The following is a 15,856-nucleotide window of genomic DNA, read 5'->3' on the forward strand; positions in this document are numbered from 1 at the left end:
TCAGGTGACCTCGAACATCGTCCAGAGGCCGGTGTCGAACCGTTCCAGCACCGTGGCGCTGATCAGCCAGCGCCCCGGATTGTCCGCCAGGAAGCCGATCCGGGCCGTCCGCCCCTCCAGGAGCTGGAACGTGTCGAGCCAGTAGGGCTCCCAGCCGTCGTCCAGGGGATGAAGCAGGCGGAAGCAGTGGCCGTGCAGGTGCAGGGCCTGCGGGAAGGCGGTCTCGTTGCGCAGGGCCAGCACCACCACCTGCCCGCGCTTCACCGAGAAGATCGGCGCGAGGCCGGCGGTGCCGCTCGCGCCGTTCACCGACCAGATCTTCTGCGGGTCGCCCGTGTAGACCGGATCGGGCGCGGGGCCGTCCTTGGCTCCGTCCTTCACTCCGTCCTTGCCCTTCGGCACGAAGGCGCCGCCGGTGATCACCACGTCGCGGCGCAGGGCGTTCTGGAGCTTGATCTCGGCCGGCAGGCGCTTGTTCTCGCCGATCGGCCCGATCGGGGGCCGCTTCTCGGTGATCCGGGCACCCTTGGTGACGACGCTCGCCAGGACCAGGCCCTTGCCGATCAGCGCGTGGATCTCGCAGGTGGCGCCTTCCTCCTCCGGCAGGTCGACCAGCAGGTCGTAGCGGGTGCCGGGCGGGAAGGGCAGGGTCGCCCGCAGGGGCTCGAACGTGTCGGTGGGCTGGCCGTCGACCGCCGCCACGTAGACCTTCACGCCCTCGAACTTGATGCGCGTTGCCCGGGCGTTGCAGGCATTGCCGAGACGCAGGCGGATTCGGGAGCCGGGCCTCGCCTCGAAGGCGCCCGGCACCGGCTTGCCGTTGACGGTCACGAGATTGCCGAGGCGCCCGTGCGCGGCCGCGAGCGCCGTCTGCCCGAACGGCATGAGGGTGCCGTCGTCCTGGAGCCGCCAGTCCTGCAGGACGACGCTGACGTCGGCGTCGACCGCGGGCGGGTTCGTCTCCTCGACGACCAGCATGCCCGCGAGGCCCCGGCCCGACGGCTCGCTCGCCCCGCCGACGACCAGGGGCCGGATCAGGTAGGAGCCGGCATCCGGCGGCGTGAAAATGTAGAGGAAGTCGCTGCCCGGCGGGATCGGCGCCTGGGTCACGCCGCCGACACCGTCCATGGCGTTGACGTTGCGCACCCCGTGCCAGTGCAGCGACAGCGGCTTGTCGGTCCGGTTCTCGACCTTGAGGCGCAACGCCTGCCCGAGCTTCACCCGGACCACGGGCGGCAGGGCCTTGCCGTCGAAGCACCAGACCGCCGTCTCGGGTGCGGGGTCCGGCCTGAACCGGGCCTTGCCGGGCGCCGCCGGCAGGGCCGCCGGCGCGGGCTCGGGCTGCGGCTGGACGGGCGCGGATGTCCCCGGCGCGGCGGCCGGCGCCTGGGCCCGCGCGGCCTCCGGCGCGAGCCCGAAGGCCGCCGCGGCGGCGAGCAGGGTTCGTCGCGACGGCGTGCCGGCGCGCGAATCGGTCGGCGGCACGGTGCGGGATGGCGGCATGGGATCTCGGCTGCGGCTCGCGACGGACCCGCTCCTTAGCGGCGCGCGGGCTCCCGCGCCACAGGGGCAAGTTTTTTGCTGCGGGCCCGCCGGCCCATGCTATAGGGCGCGCTTCCGGCGGCCGGCGATGCGCCGGATGTCGGCGCGCGCGGGCGTGGCGGAACTGGTAGACGCGCTGGATTTAGGTTCCAGTGTCGCAAGACGTGGGGGTTCGAGCCCCTCCGCCCGCACCAGGACCTCTGCTGAGGTTGCGGTCCCCTCGGGACCCTCCGCCCCGTACCCGACATCTCGGCATCCCGGTCCGCGCGAGCACGACGCCGGCCCGGCCGGCGAACCCAGGTTTCTTTGAAGAGCGACGACGACGATGCAGGTGACCGAGATCAACGCCCAGGGGCTGAAGCGCGAGTTTCAGGTTCTGCTGGCCGCCCAGGAACTCGAGGAGCGCCTGACCAACGAGCTGTCCGGCATGAAGGACAAGGTGCAGCTCAAGGGCTTCCGTCCCGGCAAGGTGCCGGTCGCGCACCTGCGCAAGGTCTACGGCCGCTCCGTGATGGCCGAGGTGGTGCAGAACGCCGTCAACGAGGCGAACCGCCAGATCGTCACCGATAACGGCCTCAAGCTCGCCCTGGAGCCGCAGGTCGAGTTCCCGACCGACCAGGCCGAGGTCGAGAAGGCGCTCGACGCCAAGGGCGACCTCGCCTTCAAGGTCGCCCTCGAGGTGATGCCGAGCTTCGAGCTCGCCGACCTCTCCGACGTCAGCCTGACCAAGCTCGTGGCCAAGCCCGCCGACGCCGAGGTCGACGAGGCCCTGGAGCGCATGGCCGGCCAGAGCCGTCCGTTCACCGAGCGCGAGGAGGGCGCCGAGGCCCAGAGCGGCGACCGCGTCACCATGGACTTCGTCGGCCGCATCGACGGCGAGGAGTTCCAGGGCGGCAAGGGCGAGGGCATCGACCTGGAGCTCGGCTCCGGCTCGTTCATCCCGGGCTTCGAGGAGCAGCTCGTCGGCGCCAAGGTCGGCGACAAGCGCCTCGTGAAGGTCACCTTCCCGGCCGAGTACGGGGCCGAGCACCTCGCCGGCAAGGACGCCGAGTTCGACGTGACCGTCACGAAGATCCAGGCGGCGGGCGAGGCGAAGATCGACGACGAGCTCGCCAAGTCCATGGGCATGGAGTCGCTGGAGAAGCTCCGCGAGGCCGTTTCCGAGGCGATCGGCCGGGATTTCGAGGCCGCCTCGCGCCGCCGGCTCAAGAAGGAGCTCCTCGACGCGCTGGACGGCAAGTACGCCTTCGAGCTGCCCCCGTCGCTGGTGGCCCAGGAATTCGCCGCCGTCTGGGCCCAGGTCGAGCAGGACCTCAAGACCCGCGGCAAGACCTTCGAGGACGAGGACACCACCGAGGAGAAGGCCCAGGCCGAGTACCGGAAGATCGCGGAACGGCGCGTCCGTCTCGGTCTCGTGCTTGCGCAGGTCGGCGAGAGCGCCGATATCAAGGTCTCGGACGAGGAGGTGAACCAGGCCCTCATCGCCCGGGTCCGGCAGTTCCCGGGCCAGGAGCAGCAGGTCTGGGACTTCTACCGGAAGAATGCGCAGGCGCTCGCGGAACTCCGCGCGCCCTTGTTCGAGGAGAAGGTCGTCGACCACGTCCTCGGGCAGGTCAAGCTCGTCGAGGAGCCCGTCTCGAAAGAGGCGCTTTTCGCGGACGAAGATGACGACGACACGACCGGCGGCAAGCCGGCAGACAAGGCCGAGGCCAAGGGCGAGTCCAAGACCGACGCCAAGACCGAAGCCAAGGCCGACTGAGTCCCGCTCTGTCCCAGGACGGCGGGCAAGGGTTAGGCGATGGTTAAGCATCGCCGGTGTTCGCTGACATGCCCGGGGCTGCCCTGATTCGCGGCAGCCCCGGGCCTCACTCCGGGGCAGGATGAGATGAGAGATCCGATCGACGTCTACAACAACGCGCTCGTGCCGATGGTCGTCGAGCAGTCGAGCCGCGGCGAGCGCGCCTTCGACATCTACTCCCGCCTGCTCCGCGAGCGCATCATCTTCCTCACCGGCCCCGTGGAGGATTACGGCGCGTCGCTGATCGTGGCGCAGCTGCTCTTCCTCGAGGCGGAGAACCCGAAGAAGGAAATCTCCTTCTACATCAACTCCCCCGGCGGCGTGGTTACCTCGGGCCTGTCGATCTACGACACGATGCAGTTCATCCGCTGCCCGGTGACGACCCTCTGCGTCGGCCAGGCCGCCTCGATGGGCTCCCTGCTGCTCACCGCCGGCGAGCCGGGCCACCGCTTCGCCCTGCCGAACGCCCGGATCATGGTCCACCAGCCGTCCGGCGGCTTCCAGGGTCAGGCGACCGACATCCTGATCCACGCCCGCGAGATCGAGGCGCTGAAGCGGCGCCTGAACGAGATCTACGTGAAGCACACCGGCCGCGACTACGACACGATCCACACGGCGCTGGAGCGCGACAACTTCATGACCGCCGACGCGGCCAAGGAGTTCGGGCTCATCGACGAGGTGATCGAGAAGCGTCCCGAGCCGGCGGCCGCCTGACCGGCCCGCGTCGCCTGACCGCCGCGGCGCGGCCTTGATCCCGCCGCGGCAGCGTGTTTGCATCGAGGTTCGGGCCCTTCGGTCAAAGGCGCGCAGCACACTGTTTCTTTAAACGGGCCCCCTACATTCATGCGATGCGCGTCCGCCCCTTGCCGGCGGCGGACGCGAGGAATCGGAGACCGATATGAGCAAGACTGGCGGCAACGACTCGAAGAGCACGCTGTATTGCTCGTTCTGCGGCAAGAGCCAGCACGAGGTCCGCAAGCTGATCGCCGGCCCCACGGTGTTCATCTGCGACGAGTGCGTCGAGCTGTGCATGGACATCATCCGCGAGGAGTCGAAATCCTCGCTGGTGAAGAGCCGCGACGGCGTGCCGACCCCCAAGGAGATCCGCCGCGTCCTCGACGACTACGTCATCGGCCAGGACTTCGCCAAGAAGGTCCTCTCGGTCGCGGTGCACAACCACTACAAGCGGCTCGCCCACGCGACGAAGCACAACGACGTCGAGCTGGCCAAGTCCAACATCATGCTGATCGGGCCGACCGGCTCGGGCAAGACCCTGCTCGCGCAGACGCTGGCCCGGATCCTCGACGTGCCGTTCACCATGGCGGACGCCACGACGCTGACCGAGGCCGGCTACGTCGGTGAGGACGTCGAGAACATCATCCTCAAGCTGCTCCAGGCCTCGGACTACAACGTCGAGCGGGCCCAGCGCGGCATCGTCTACATCGACGAGATCGACAAGATCTCCCGGAAGTCCGACAACCCGTCGATCACCCGCGACGTGTCGGGCGAGGGCGTGCAGCAGGCGCTCCTGAAGATCATGGAGGGCACGGTCGCCTCCGTCCCGCCCCAGGGCGGAAGGAAGCACCCGCAGCAGGAATTCCTGCAGGTCGACACCACCAACATCCTGTTCATCTGCGGCGGCGCCTTCGCGGGGCTGGAGCGGATCATCTCCCAGCGCGGCAAGGGCACCTCGATCGGCTTCGGCGCGACCGTGCAGGCCCCGGACGACCGCCGCACCGGCGAGATCTTCCGCTCGGTCGAGCCGGAGGACCTGCTGAAGTTCGGCCTCATCCCCGAGTTCGTCGGCCGTCTGCCGGTCCTGGCGACCCTGGAGGACCTCGACGAGGCCGCGCTGAAGAAGATCCTGCAGGAGCCGAAGAACGCCCTGGTCAAGCAGTACCAGCGGCTGTTCGAGATGGAGAACGTCGACCTGACGTTCCAGGACGAGGCGCTGTCGCTCGTCGCTCGCAAGGCGATCGAGCGCAAGACCGGCGCCCGCGGCCTGCGCTCCATCCTGGAGACGATCCTGCTCGACACGATGTACGACTTGCCGGGCCTCGAGTCCGTGGAGCAGGTGGTCATCGGTCCGGAGGTGGTGGAGGGCAAGTCGCGCCCCCTCTACATCCACGGCGACCGCAACAAGGACACGCCCGCGAGCGTCAGCGCGTAGGCACTCGGCAGGGTTGCATCAGGCGCCCGGCCCAGGCCGGGCGCGCTGCGGGGATCGCCTTGAAAACGCGCTTCCTCGCAGCCACCTCAGGCTCAGCGCGGTGGCCGCACGCTCCTTCGAGGTCCGGTCCGCGTCGCCAGCCGCAAAGTTAGCGAAATCCGACCCTCGCGGCCCGGTCGGCACCCGGCTGTAGGCGCGCTCCGTGCATGGGGGCGCCGAACCCGGGCGTCCCTGAGAGGAAGTCACATGTCACAGTCGAAATCGCGCCAGCCGGTGGTCCCGGGTTCGACGGGCACCTACGCCGTCCTCCCCCTGCGCGACATCGTCGTCTTCCCGCACATGATCGTGCCCCTGTTCGTGGGCCGCGAGAAGTCGATCCGCGCCCTCGAGGAGGCCGTCCGCACCGACCGCCACATCCTGCTCGCCACCCAGATCAACGCGGGCGACGACGACCCGGCGACCGACGCCATCTACAAGATCGGCACGCTCGCTTCGGTGCTCCAGTTGCTGAAGCTGCCCGACGGCACCGTGAAGGTGCTGGTCGAGGGTGTCGGCCGCGCCAAGGTCGTCGACTTCACCCGCTCGGACGAGTTCTACGAGGCGACCGCCGAGGCGCTCCACGACGAGCTCGGCGACCGCGTCGAGGCCGAGGCGCTCGCGCGCTCCGTGCTCTCGGAGTTCGAGAACTACGTCAAGCTGAACAAGAAGATCTCGCCCGAGGTCGTCTCCGCCGTGACCCAGATCGACGAGCCGTCCAAGCTCGCCGACACGATCGGCTCGCACCTGCTCGTCAAGATCTCCGACAAGCAGGGCATCCTGGAGACCCCCACGGTGGCGCAGCGCCTCGAGCGCGTGCTGTCGCTGATGGAGAGCGAGATCTCCGTGCTGCAGGTGGAGAAGCGCATCCGGACCCGCGTCAAGCGGCAGATGGAGAAGACCCAGCGCGAGTACTACCTGAACGAGCAGATGAAGGCGATCCAGAAGGAGCTGGGCGACTCCGAGGATGGCCGCGACGAGCTGGCCGAACTGGAAGAGAAGATCGAGAAGACCAAGCTCTCCAAGGAGGCCCGCGACAAGGCCACCGCCGAGCTGAAGAAGCTGCGGCAGATGTCGCCGATGTCGGCCGAGGCGACCGTCGTGCGCAACTACCTCGACTGGATGCTCGGCATCCCGTGGAGCAAGCGCTCGAAGATCAAGAAGGACCTGCTGGGCGCCCAGGCGCTGCTCGACGAGGATCATTTCGGCCTCGACAAGGTCAAGGAGCGGATCGTCGAGTACCTCGCGGTGCAGCAGCGCGCGAACAAGCTCACCGGCCCGATCCTGTGCCTCGTCGGTCCTCCCGGCGTCGGCAAGACCTCGCTCGGCAAGTCCATCGCCAAGGCGACGGGTCGCGAGTTCGTCCGGATGTCGCTCGGCGGCGTGCGCGACGAGGCCGAGATCCGCGGTCACCGCCGGACCTATATCGGCTCGATGCCCGGCAAGATCGTGCAGTCGATGCGCAAGGCCAAGACCTCGAACCCGCTCATCCTGCTCGACGAGATCGACAAGATGGGCATGGACTTCCGCGGCGATCCGTCGGCGGCGCTCCTCGAGGTTCTCGACCCTGAGCAGAACAGCACCTTCAATGACCACTACCTGGAGGTGGATTACGACCTCTCGAACGTGATGTTCGTGACCACGGCCAACACCCTCAACATCCCGGGCCCGCTCATGGACCGGATGGAGGTGATCCGCATCGCCGGATACACCGAGGAGGAGAAGGTCGAGATCGCGCGCAAGCACCTGATCCCGAACGCCCTGAAGAAGCACGGCCTCGGGACGCACGAGTGGTCGATCGACGACGATGGCTTGATGATGCTGGTCCGCCGCTACACGCGGGAGGCGGGCGTCCGCAACCTGGAGCGCGAGCTGTCCAACCTGATCCGCAAGGCGGTGAAGGAGATCCTGATCACCAAGACCAAGTCGGTCGCGGTGACCCCGGACACCCTTCCGGTCTTCCTCGGCCCGCCGAAGTTCCGCTACGGCGAGATCGACGCGGACGATCAGGTCGGCGTGGTGACGGGTCTGGCCTGGACCGAGGTCGGCGGCGAATTGCTGACGATCGAGGGCGTCATGATGCCCGGCAAGGGCAAGATGACGGTCACCGGCAACTTGAAGGACGTGATGAAGGAGTCGATCTCGGCGGCGGCGAGCTACGTCCGCTCGCGGGCGATCGATTTCGGGATCGAGCCGCCGCTGTTCGACCGGCGCGACATCCACGTTCACGTTCCGGAGGGGGCGACCCCGAAGGACGGTCCGTCGGCCGGCATCGCCATGGCCACCGCGATCATCTCGACGCTGACCGGGATTCCGGTCCGCCGCGAGGTCGCGATGACCGGCGAGGTGACGCTCCGCGGCCGGGTCCTGCCGATCGGCGGCCTGAAGGAGAAACTGCTCGCCGCGCTGCGCGGCGGCATCAAGACGGTGCTGATCCCCGAGGAGAACGCCAAGGACATCGCCGAGGTGCCCGACAGCGTGAAGAACGGGCTGGAGATCGTGCCTGTGTCGCGGATGGATCAGGTGCTGGAGAAGGCGCTGGTCCGTCAGCCCGAGGCGATCGAGTGGGAGGAGCCGCTCCCGGTGGCGAAGCCCGCCCGGACCGAAGAGGACGGCGCTGCCTTCGTGGCGCACTGAGCCGCCCGATCGATTGAGACGAGCCCCCGGTGCCCCGAGCCCCGGGGGCTTTTTCATGCGCGAACGCGAGCGCGGAGGCCCGGATGCGCATCCTGCTGATCAACCCGAACACGAGTGCGCACGTCACCGATCTCGTCGCCGGCCATGTCCGCACCCAGCTCGGCGGCCGTGCGGAGCTGCGCGCCGTCACCGGCCGGTTCGGAGCCCGCTACATCGCGAGCCGGGCGGCGGCGGCGATCGCCGGCCACGCGGCCCTCGACGCTCTCGCGGAGCACGGCGCCGGCTGCGATGCGGTCTACCTAGCCTGCTTCGGTGATCCGGGCCTCCTCGCCCTGCGTGAGCTGTCGCGGGTACCGGTCATCGGCATGGCGGAAGCGGCCTGCCGCGAGGCCGCTGCGTCCGGTCGCTTCGGGATCGTCACCGGGGGCGCGGCCTGGGAGCCGATGCTGCGGGAGTTCGTGGCGGCCCTCAACCTCGCCGACGCCCTCGCGGCCCTCCGCACGGTGGCTCCGAGCGGCGGCACCATCGCCCGTGACCCGGACGCGGCCCTGGAGATCCTCGCCCAAGCCTGCCGCGCCTGCGCGGGGGCCGGCGCCGAGTCGGTCATCCTGGGCGGTGCCGGTCTGGCCGGGCTCGCCGCGCGGATCGCTCCCCAGGTTCCCGTTCCGGTGATCTGCTCGGTCGAGGCGGGGACCCGCGCGGTTCTGGCCGCGGGCGCATTCGGGCAGGCCCCGTCGAGGCCTGACCCTGTCGAGAGCATCGGCCTGACACCCGCGCTGGCGACGCGGCTCATCGACCCCTGATAAGGATCCGGGGTGCGGACCCTTGCACCGGACCGGGACCATGCCGTAACGGTCGCCAGCCGGGCGGTTAGCTCAGTTGGTAGAGCGTCTCCTTTACACGGAGAGGGTCGGGGGTTCGAGTCCCTCACCGCCCACCAAGATTGTTTCTCGTTTTCCATTGTTTGCTGATGTGAGGCCGGCAAATTCCGGCCTCAACAACCGTTCTGACGGCGCCTTACGGCACCGTGTTCCGGCTAGGCCGCGGCCCACAGGAGAGGACTGGTGAAGCCGCGGTCGACGGCTCGAGCGCCTCGGTCATCTTCTGGCCGTCGCGCTTGCGCTGCTGCGCCTAGGACACGCCGAGCCGAACCGAGCTGGTGCGCCTCAAGGGCGAGATGAAGGCGCTGGAAAAGGTCTCCGTCCAGAAGACATGCGGGATTAGTTCGAGCGGCAGGCTGCCCGCTGACCGGCTTGGCGGGGCGTGCTAACCTAAGCCGCATGCCCCGCTGGCTCCAATTCGCCCTCGGCCTCGTCACGCTGATCGCGCTCGCCGCGGGCATCGTGCGTACGCTCGTGCGTCACATGCCGGGCGCGGTCGCATCGTGGCTCGGGCCGTGGGCTTACGAGGCGTTGATCCTGCTGCTGGCCGTCAGCGTCGTGGCGATCATCGTGCGGGCCGCCCAGGGCTATCGCTCTCCTCGATCTGATAAGGTGCGGTAATGCTCCGCCGGCTCGCGATCCTCCTCCCTTTGCTCGTCTCCACGGTCGCGCACGCTGCGGGCCCCGGAGCCAGGGCGGTGGGCACCTTCGAGCACCAGGAGGACGGCTACGAGCAGGGCGTCGAGGTGAAGGCCGCGGGCGCAGCCGGCTTCACGGCCCAGTTCTCAACGGGAACCAAGGGCTGCGGCGGTGAGGTGACGATGAAAGGGCGGCCGACCGGACCCGACACGGTCGTCTTCAGCAAAACCAACGGTGGGCAAACCTGCCGGATCACCGCCCGCTACGCTTCGGATTTCCGGTCCGTCGTCCTGGAAGAACAGGGCTGCACGATGTGGCACGGCGCCTCGTGTGAGTTCCAAGGGACGTTGAAGCGAACGGGACGCTAGCTGCCCCGCTACGAGGCGGCGCGCCTGTGGAGGCACCGATAAATCTGACGAGGGCGAATATCAGTACTAGGACACAATTACAGAGTGGGCCTGTTGCAAAAGCAGGAGGATCTACGGATGCTTCGCCCTGATTCGAGGGCGGGCTCACGTGTCGATGGCGTTCAATCAGATTTTATTTTCGATTTTTGTGTATCTAGGTGCCGCTATTTGCGGGGCAGTGGTGGGTGGAATACTGGGTTTTCTCGTCGGTGCTTGGTATGTTGACATCATGAAGGTAACTCAGCGAGAAGGCACGGCCGGCTATATGGTCGTTTTGCTTTTCACGCCAATCGGGGCGTCCTTGGGAGCCGTTGCTGCCCTCATCGCGCTGATCATTCGCCGTCACTATTATTGATGAGTTCAATCAGGCATTGTCGGGCGCCAACTCGACCTGGCTGAACTGCCGCGCGCACTGCGCCACACCTTCGCGACGGGGGGCATGAGGGCGGGCGTGCCGTTCGGCAAGGTTGCTCGAGCACTCGGCACCAACGAGCAGGACGTGGAGCAGGTTTATGGCCACCACCTCCCGGAGCATCTGCGCGGCGTTGTGGAGACCGTGTCTCGGGGTGGTCGGGCGGAAGGCAGACAGGAACTCCATCGAAAAGCGACACAGAATCATGCACATAAGTGCAGAATAACAATCTTGATTACGGCTTAAATATTACTTTGGCCGCGCTTTTATCACATGTTGAACTGAAAAAAGGGCGGGCGCGATCCTGCAGAGCTGGCCGAGCACAAAACTCTTCTGATCTTGAGGGAGAAAGCGAAAGGGCGTGTAGCGGTATACGCCCATCCAGCCACCCGCGGCACCGCGAATATCTTCAACTTCATATCCCGCCGCCTCGAACAAACGACGTACACTCCTGCGCGTGAACCATCGGAGATGTGTGGCATCCATTATCCCGGTCGGCTTGTAGTTAAAATTTCCGAATAATAATTGCGCTCTTACGGTCCAATGCGCAACATTTGGAATAGAGGCCAGCACGCGACCATCTGGCGCCAGCGAATTTTTTACTTCTCTCAACATTTCTGCTGGGTCTACAAGATGCTCTAAAACGTCTGCAAATAAGATGTAGTCAAATTTCTCGTTTCTCTGTGCGAAAGTTTGATCATAAACACCAGTGATGACATTTAATCCTTCTGTGCGCGCTTGCTCGGCTCTCTCGGGATGAGGCTCAACGCCAACTACATCAAGAGAGAGAGCGTCTCTCAGTGTGGATGTGATCGTCCCTGTTCCGCATCCAACATCTAATAGCTTTTTGTTTTTTTTCATAAACGAAATCAATAATCCCGTGCTTTCGTATCGATTATTGTTTCTGCTGTTATACCTCAGAGAAGAAACATTCTGTTTGCTGAGTCCGGCGACGGCCTCTCGAGTATGTGTCATGTTCGGAAGCTCCATTCTGTCGCCTGCGTTGTTATAGGCATTTTCGGAATCGGCTTAGGGCCGATCCGTCAGCAGATTTTGATGCTCAAAAATATGGAAAAATCAGCATTCATGAGTGACAAATAAACAAACAACAGTCAAGAAGTCAGAGGTCCGCCAATAGGGTTTTTCAATCGTCCATAGGTCTATACGAGAGCTTGCCGACAAGCTGGCCGAGATCCGCGCCGGGGTCGCGCAGTTGGAACGGACTGCGGCGATCGCGACGTGCCGGGAGGTCGGGTGCGATATACGGCGCGCCGGCGGGCGCAATGTGGCCGGCGGCGTCAGGTGCTGTTCCGCGCTCGACAGCGTCTGTACCCGGTGCGGCGATAGAGACGATGGCGACAAGGCCGAAGCAGTCGAGCGACAAGCCGGGTGCGACGACCGCGTGACCAATTACGGGCCGACATGGGTGCGCTGTAGAACACAGGGAGCATCCGACGAACCGGCCCGGAACAGGTCTCCGGACATTTTCCGGAAACGAAGGCCCGACGGGCCTCCAGATGGCCCGCTACGTTTTTTTTCCTGTGCCGTCGCTCTACGGCCTGGGAATGCCAATCCTTCCACGGAGAGGGTCAGGAGTTCGAGTCCCTCACCGCCCGCCGGCGCTCCGGCGCCCGCCTCCGTCGACGGTGAGGGCGGGCGGCTACCGGTAGCCGCCGTTCGGCAGCCGTCCGTGATACGGCGTGTTGCGGCAATGGCCCCACGGTCCGCGCCAGTAGCCGGGCGGGCAGCCGTTCCCCGCTCGCACCTGATACCAGCCGCCGGGCAGCGGACCGACATAGGGCGTGCTGCGGCAGTGGCCCCAGGGGCCGCGCCAGGCGCCCGGCCCACATCCCCCCGCCACGAGCGTGATCGGCGCCGCGAGGCCCGGATCGGCCACGACCGGCATCGCCTGCGCGGCCGAGACCGGCAGCGCCGCCAGGGCTACGGCCGCGGCAGCTTTCGTTAAGATATTCATCATCACTCTCCGGGAAATCGGTCCGTATTGATCGCCCCGATCTTTCACAGAACTCATCAATACCCCCCGCAGATGCATTAAATATCGGCCATGAAAGAAAATGGTTCCGGAAATGCGATCAATCCGATGCATTGGCGCGGCGCTTCCGCGCCGGCATCGCCGGTCAGCGGGAGCGCCGCTGGCGACCGGCAGCCGCGTCCGGCCCCGGAAAGAGCTGCAACCGGAAATCTCAACCGGAGGTGGTTCATGATGAAGCTGAAGGCAAATGCCTGAGGCCGTGACGCTCAGTCATACCTAAGAATCGGTACTGTAAGCCTCGGAATAGACGTGGGCATCTTCGCGGAATCACTTCGAAGCGGAGAGTGCGATGCCAGTCACGATTCCGGATCGCCTGGGGCTCGGCGTCGCCGATGCCGGGAACGGCCTCTCCGCCCGCGCGGCCGAGGCACGGTCGCGGCTCGTCCGCTGGATCGTGGGTAATCGCGCGCAGGCGCGCGTCCCGACGCGGATCCTGACCGACGACGAGATCGCCGCGTTCCGGCGCAACGGGTTCGTCACCGTCCCGGCGATCACTACCGCCGAGGAGCTCGACACCCTGCGCGGCGCCTATGACCGTCTGTTCGAGGAGGCGCGCGGCTGGAAGGACGGGAGCCTGTTCGACCTCGTCGACGTCGACCGCGGCGCCAGCGAGGCGCGCTCGCCCCAGCTACTCAACCCGTCCCGCTTCGAGCCGCTCCTCCGGGACATCCTGTTCCGGGCCAACGCCCAGGCCATGTCGCGCCAGCTCCTGGGGAACCGCGCGGCCCTCGTCTTCGAGCACGCGATCCGCAAGCCGCCGAAGATCGGCGCCGCCACCGCGTGGCACCAGGACGAGGCGTTCTACGCCGCCTACACGAATTACCGGGCGATCACGGTCTGGATGCCCCTGCAGGACGTCTCGCCGGAGAACGGCTGCATGCTCTACGTCCCGGGCAGCCACCGTGAGCCGCTCCTCCCCCATCGCAGCATCGGCGGCGACCCGCGGATCCACGGGCTCGAGGCCCTCGGCGTTCCGGTGGAGCGCGCGGTCCCGTGTCCGCTCCCGGCGGGCGGCGCCACCTTCCACGATTGCCGGACCCTGCACTGCGCCGGGCCGAATCTCAGCGCCGGACCGCGGCGCGCCTACGCCCTCGGCTTCGGGGTCCGCGCGCCGGAGCACACGCTCCGCCACGAGCATCCCTGGAACGCCGAGAAGCGCACGCTGCGGCAGGAGCGCGAGCGGCAGGCCCGCGGCGGGCTGGCCCGGTTGAAGGCGGGCGCCAAACAGCAGATCAAGGCGCTCATCCGCTGAGGGAGGCCCCGCCCGCGGGGCTCGTGACCGGGTCCGTCAGGCCTCCGACCGCACCGCCAGGGCCGCGCGCACGACCGCGTCGGTCTGCAGGTGGTGCAGCATGTGGCCGGCCCCCGGAAGGGACTCGAATCGCGCCCCGGGGATCAGGCCGGCCGCGCGCCGGCCGTGCAACTCGGTGTTCACCACCAGGTCGGCGCTGCCGCCCAGGATACGGGTGGGCCGGCGCAGGGACCGGTAGCCGAGGACGCTACGCGCGAGCCCCGGCCAGAGCCAGCCCGCATCCTCGCCCTCGGCGGTGATCTGCGCCGGGCGACCCGCGAGGGCGAAGGGGAAGTCCCGCGCGAAGCGCGCCGGCATCGCCTCGGGGAAGAACATCGCGTTCCACAGGAGCGGGAGCAGCGCCCGGTCGCTGCTGGCGCCCAGGAACGCCGACAGCGCGTCGCCGCCGAAGGGCAGCGCCCGCGGCCCGAACAGCACCTGCTCCAGCCGCGGCTCGGGGAAGCAGATCGGCGCCAGGGCGACGATGCCGGCCACCTCGTTCGGATGGAGCATGCCGTAGGCGAGGGCGACGGCGCCCCCGAACGAGTGGCCCAGGATGACCGGGCGCTCCAGGCCGAGGCGCCGCACCGCCTCCCGGATGGACGCCGCCTGATCCCAGATGTCGGCGCCGCCGCCGCGCGGCCGGCGGCTGAAGCCGTGGCCCGGGCGGTCGACGGCGACCACGCGGAAATGCTCGGCCAGAGCCGGCACGGGCCCGAGCCAGACGTCCTCCAGGCACATCAGCGTGCCGTGGATCGCCACGAGGTCCGACCCGGCGCCGGTCTCCGCGTAGGCGATCGTCCGGTCGTCGGCCAGGGACACGATCCGGCGCGGCACGATCCGGGGATCGGCCTCGGTGCCGGTCCCGGCCTCCCGCGCCGGTCGGGCGGGGCCGGGCAGGGTCTCCGTCGCGACAGCCATTTACAGGCGCCGCCGGCGCCCGGACGAGGTGCCGAGCACCGCGAAGGCCGTGGCCGCGCCGACGCCGAGGAGGCCGGCCGCCGCCGCGAGGGGGTGCAGGGTCGCGCGGGTATAGGCGCTGGTCCGCATGACCGGGACGGGCGGGTCGCCCCGCGTCTCGCCCGCCGAGACCGGCGAGTGCAGCGCGCCGTCCGGGTTGCGGGGCGCGCTCCGGCGCTTCTGGAGCGCGATGATGGCCGGGCCGAGATAGTCGTAGGCGCCGGGCGCGAATTCCTTGCCGGCCACGAAGGCCTTGCCGGCCCCGCCCACGAAGATGTCGCGCTGCGGGTGGACGGCCGCGTGCAGGATGGCGTTCGCCACCTCCTCCGGCGGGTAGATCGGCGGCGGCAGGCTCGGCTCGCGGTCCATGTAGTTGCGCGCCCGCTGGGGCAGGGGGGTGTCGATCGAGGCGGGCTTGATCAGCGTCACCGAGATCGGTGCGTTCTCGTCCATCAGCTCCATGCGCAGGGCGTCGGTGAAGCCCTTCACGGCGTGTTTCGAGGCCGCGTACATGCCCTGGAACGGGAAGGCGAGGTCGGAGGCGATGCTGCCGACGTTGATGAGGGCGCCGCCGTGTTGGCGCAGGTGCTCGGTCGCCACGAGGGAGCCGTAGACGGTCCCCCAGAAATTCGTCTGGATCAGGCGCTCGTGGTCGGCGTCGCTGATCTCGCGCAGCCGGCCGTAGATCGAGCCGCCGGCCACGTTCACCCAGGTGTCGAAGCCGCCGAAGGTCGCCTCGGCCCGGTCGGCGACCGCCTGCACGTCGGCCCGCCGGCCGACATCGGCGACGACGTCGATCGCCTTGCCGCCGACGCCCTCGATCTCGGCGCGGATGCGCGCCAGGGCGTCGCCGCTGCGCGCCGCCAGCACCACCCGGGCGCCGCGCTCGGCCGCCATCCGGGCCGTTGCGAGACCGATGCCCGACGAGGCGCCGGTGATCACGATGACCTGCTCGCGGAGCGGCTTGTGCTTCATGCGGTATCCCCAGCGCTGCGGCGCGGCCGCACGGGAGCGGCCACACGCTAGGCTA

The 15,856-nt window shown here is 67.8% G+C and carries 14 protein-coding genes and 2 tRNA genes; 11 read left to right on the forward strand and 5 right to left on the reverse strand.

Going from position 1 to position 15,856, the window contains the following annotated elements:
• The gene (locus LXM90_RS05495; RefSeq protein ID WP_020090764.1) at nt 1–1,503 is read right to left on the reverse strand and encodes a multicopper oxidase family protein; all 1,503 of its coding nucleotides are present in this window, start codon (nt 1,501–1,503) and stop codon (nt 1–3) included.
• A gap of 148 nt (nt 1,504–1,651) precedes the next feature.
• Here LXM90_RS05495 and LXM90_RS05500 point away from each other — a divergent pair.
• The 10 genes from LXM90_RS05500 (at nt 1,652) to LXM90_RS05545 (ending at nt 10,465) form a co-directional block, all read left to right on the forward strand.
• Nucleotides 1,652–1,736, forward strand: a tRNA-Leu gene (locus tag LXM90_RS05500).
• 131 nt (nt 1,737–1,867) lie between these two features.
• Nucleotides 1,868–3,301: a trigger factor gene (gene tig, locus LXM90_RS05505; protein ID WP_234081975.1), complete on the forward strand. Its 1,434-nt coding sequence runs from the start codon at nt 1,868–1,870 to the stop codon at nt 3,299–3,301.
• Nucleotides 3,302–3,427: 126 nt separating this feature from the next.
• Nucleotides 3,428–4,054, forward strand: a complete 627-nt coding sequence (locus tag LXM90_RS05510; protein WP_012322036.1) for an ATP-dependent Clp protease proteolytic subunit — start codon at nt 3,428–3,430, stop codon at nt 4,052–4,054.
• A gap of 184 nt (nt 4,055–4,238) precedes the next feature.
• Complete coding sequence (gene clpX, locus LXM90_RS05515; protein WP_020090762.1) at nt 4,239–5,510, forward strand: ATP-dependent Clp protease ATP-binding subunit ClpX; 1,272 nt, start codon at nt 4,239–4,241, stop codon at nt 5,508–5,510.
• 246 nt (nt 5,511–5,756) lie between these two features.
• A complete protein-coding gene (lon, locus tag LXM90_RS05520; RefSeq protein WP_020090761.1) occupies nt 5,757–8,183 on the forward strand; it encodes an endopeptidase La in 2,427 nt (808 codons plus the stop codon).
• Between the two features lie 83 nt (nt 8,184–8,266).
• The gene (locus LXM90_RS05525; RefSeq protein ID WP_020090760.1) at nt 8,267–8,986 is read left to right on the forward strand and encodes an aspartate/glutamate racemase family protein; all 720 of its coding nucleotides are present in this window, start codon (nt 8,267–8,269) and stop codon (nt 8,984–8,986) included.
• A 61-nt stretch (nt 8,987–9,047) separates the two neighbouring features.
• A tRNA-Val gene (locus tag LXM90_RS05530) sits at nt 9,048–9,123 on the forward strand.
• 340 nt (nt 9,124–9,463) lie between these two features.
• Nucleotides 9,464–9,685 carry a hypothetical protein gene (locus LXM90_RS05535; RefSeq protein ID WP_020090759.1) on the forward strand — a complete coding sequence of 74 codons (222 nt, stop codon included), beginning with the start codon at nt 9,464–9,466 and terminating at the stop codon, nt 9,683–9,685.
• A gap of 77 nt (nt 9,686–9,762) precedes the next feature.
• A complete protein-coding gene (locus LXM90_RS05540) occupies nt 9,763–10,071 on the forward strand; it encodes a hypothetical protein (protein WP_128083349.1) in 309 nt (102 codons plus the stop codon).
• A gap of 148 nt (nt 10,072–10,219) precedes the next feature.
• Entirely contained in the window at nt 10,220–10,465 is a 246-nt protein-coding gene (locus LXM90_RS05545; protein ID WP_128083348.1) for a hypothetical protein, read from the forward strand.
• Between the two features lie 306 nt (nt 10,466–10,771).
• Here LXM90_RS05545 and LXM90_RS05550 read toward each other — a convergent pair whose 3' ends face one another.
• Both LXM90_RS05550 and LXM90_RS05555 read right to left on the reverse strand, forming a co-directional pair.
• On the reverse strand, nt 10,772–11,497 hold the full coding sequence (locus LXM90_RS05550; protein ID WP_234081976.1) for a class I SAM-dependent methyltransferase: 726 nt from the start codon (nt 11,495–11,497) through the stop codon (nt 10,772–10,774).
• Nucleotides 11,498–12,182: 685 nt separating this feature from the next.
• Nucleotides 12,183–12,500 (reverse strand): GCG_CRPN prefix-to-repeats domain-containing protein, encoded by a 318-nt coding sequence (locus tag LXM90_RS05555; RefSeq protein ID WP_170855074.1) that lies wholly within the window; start codon nt 12,498–12,500, stop codon nt 12,183–12,185.
• Between the two features lie 364 nt (nt 12,501–12,864).
• Here LXM90_RS05555 and LXM90_RS05560 point away from each other — a divergent pair, with 364 nt between their 5' ends.
• Nucleotides 12,865–13,827, forward strand: coding sequence for a phytanoyl-CoA dioxygenase family protein (locus tag LXM90_RS05560; RefSeq protein WP_020090755.1), 963 nt, complete (start codon nt 12,865–12,867; stop codon nt 13,825–13,827).
• Between the two features lie 36 nt (nt 13,828–13,863).
• Here LXM90_RS05560 and LXM90_RS05565 read toward each other — a convergent pair whose 3' ends face one another.
• Together LXM90_RS05565 and LXM90_RS05570 are read right to left on the reverse strand one after the other, a co-directional pair.
• A complete protein-coding gene (locus LXM90_RS05565) occupies nt 13,864–14,787 on the reverse strand; it encodes an alpha/beta fold hydrolase (protein WP_020090754.1) in 924 nt (307 codons plus the stop codon).
• Entirely contained in the window at nt 14,788–15,801 is a 1,014-nt protein-coding gene (locus tag LXM90_RS05570; RefSeq protein WP_234081977.1) for an SDR family oxidoreductase, read from the reverse strand.
• Nucleotides 15,802–15,856 lie beyond the last annotated feature (55 nt).

This window comes from Methylobacterium oryzae, assembly GCF_021398735.1.
In the GTDB taxonomy this organism is placed as follows: Bacteria; Pseudomonadota; Alphaproteobacteria; order Rhizobiales; family Beijerinckiaceae; genus Methylobacterium.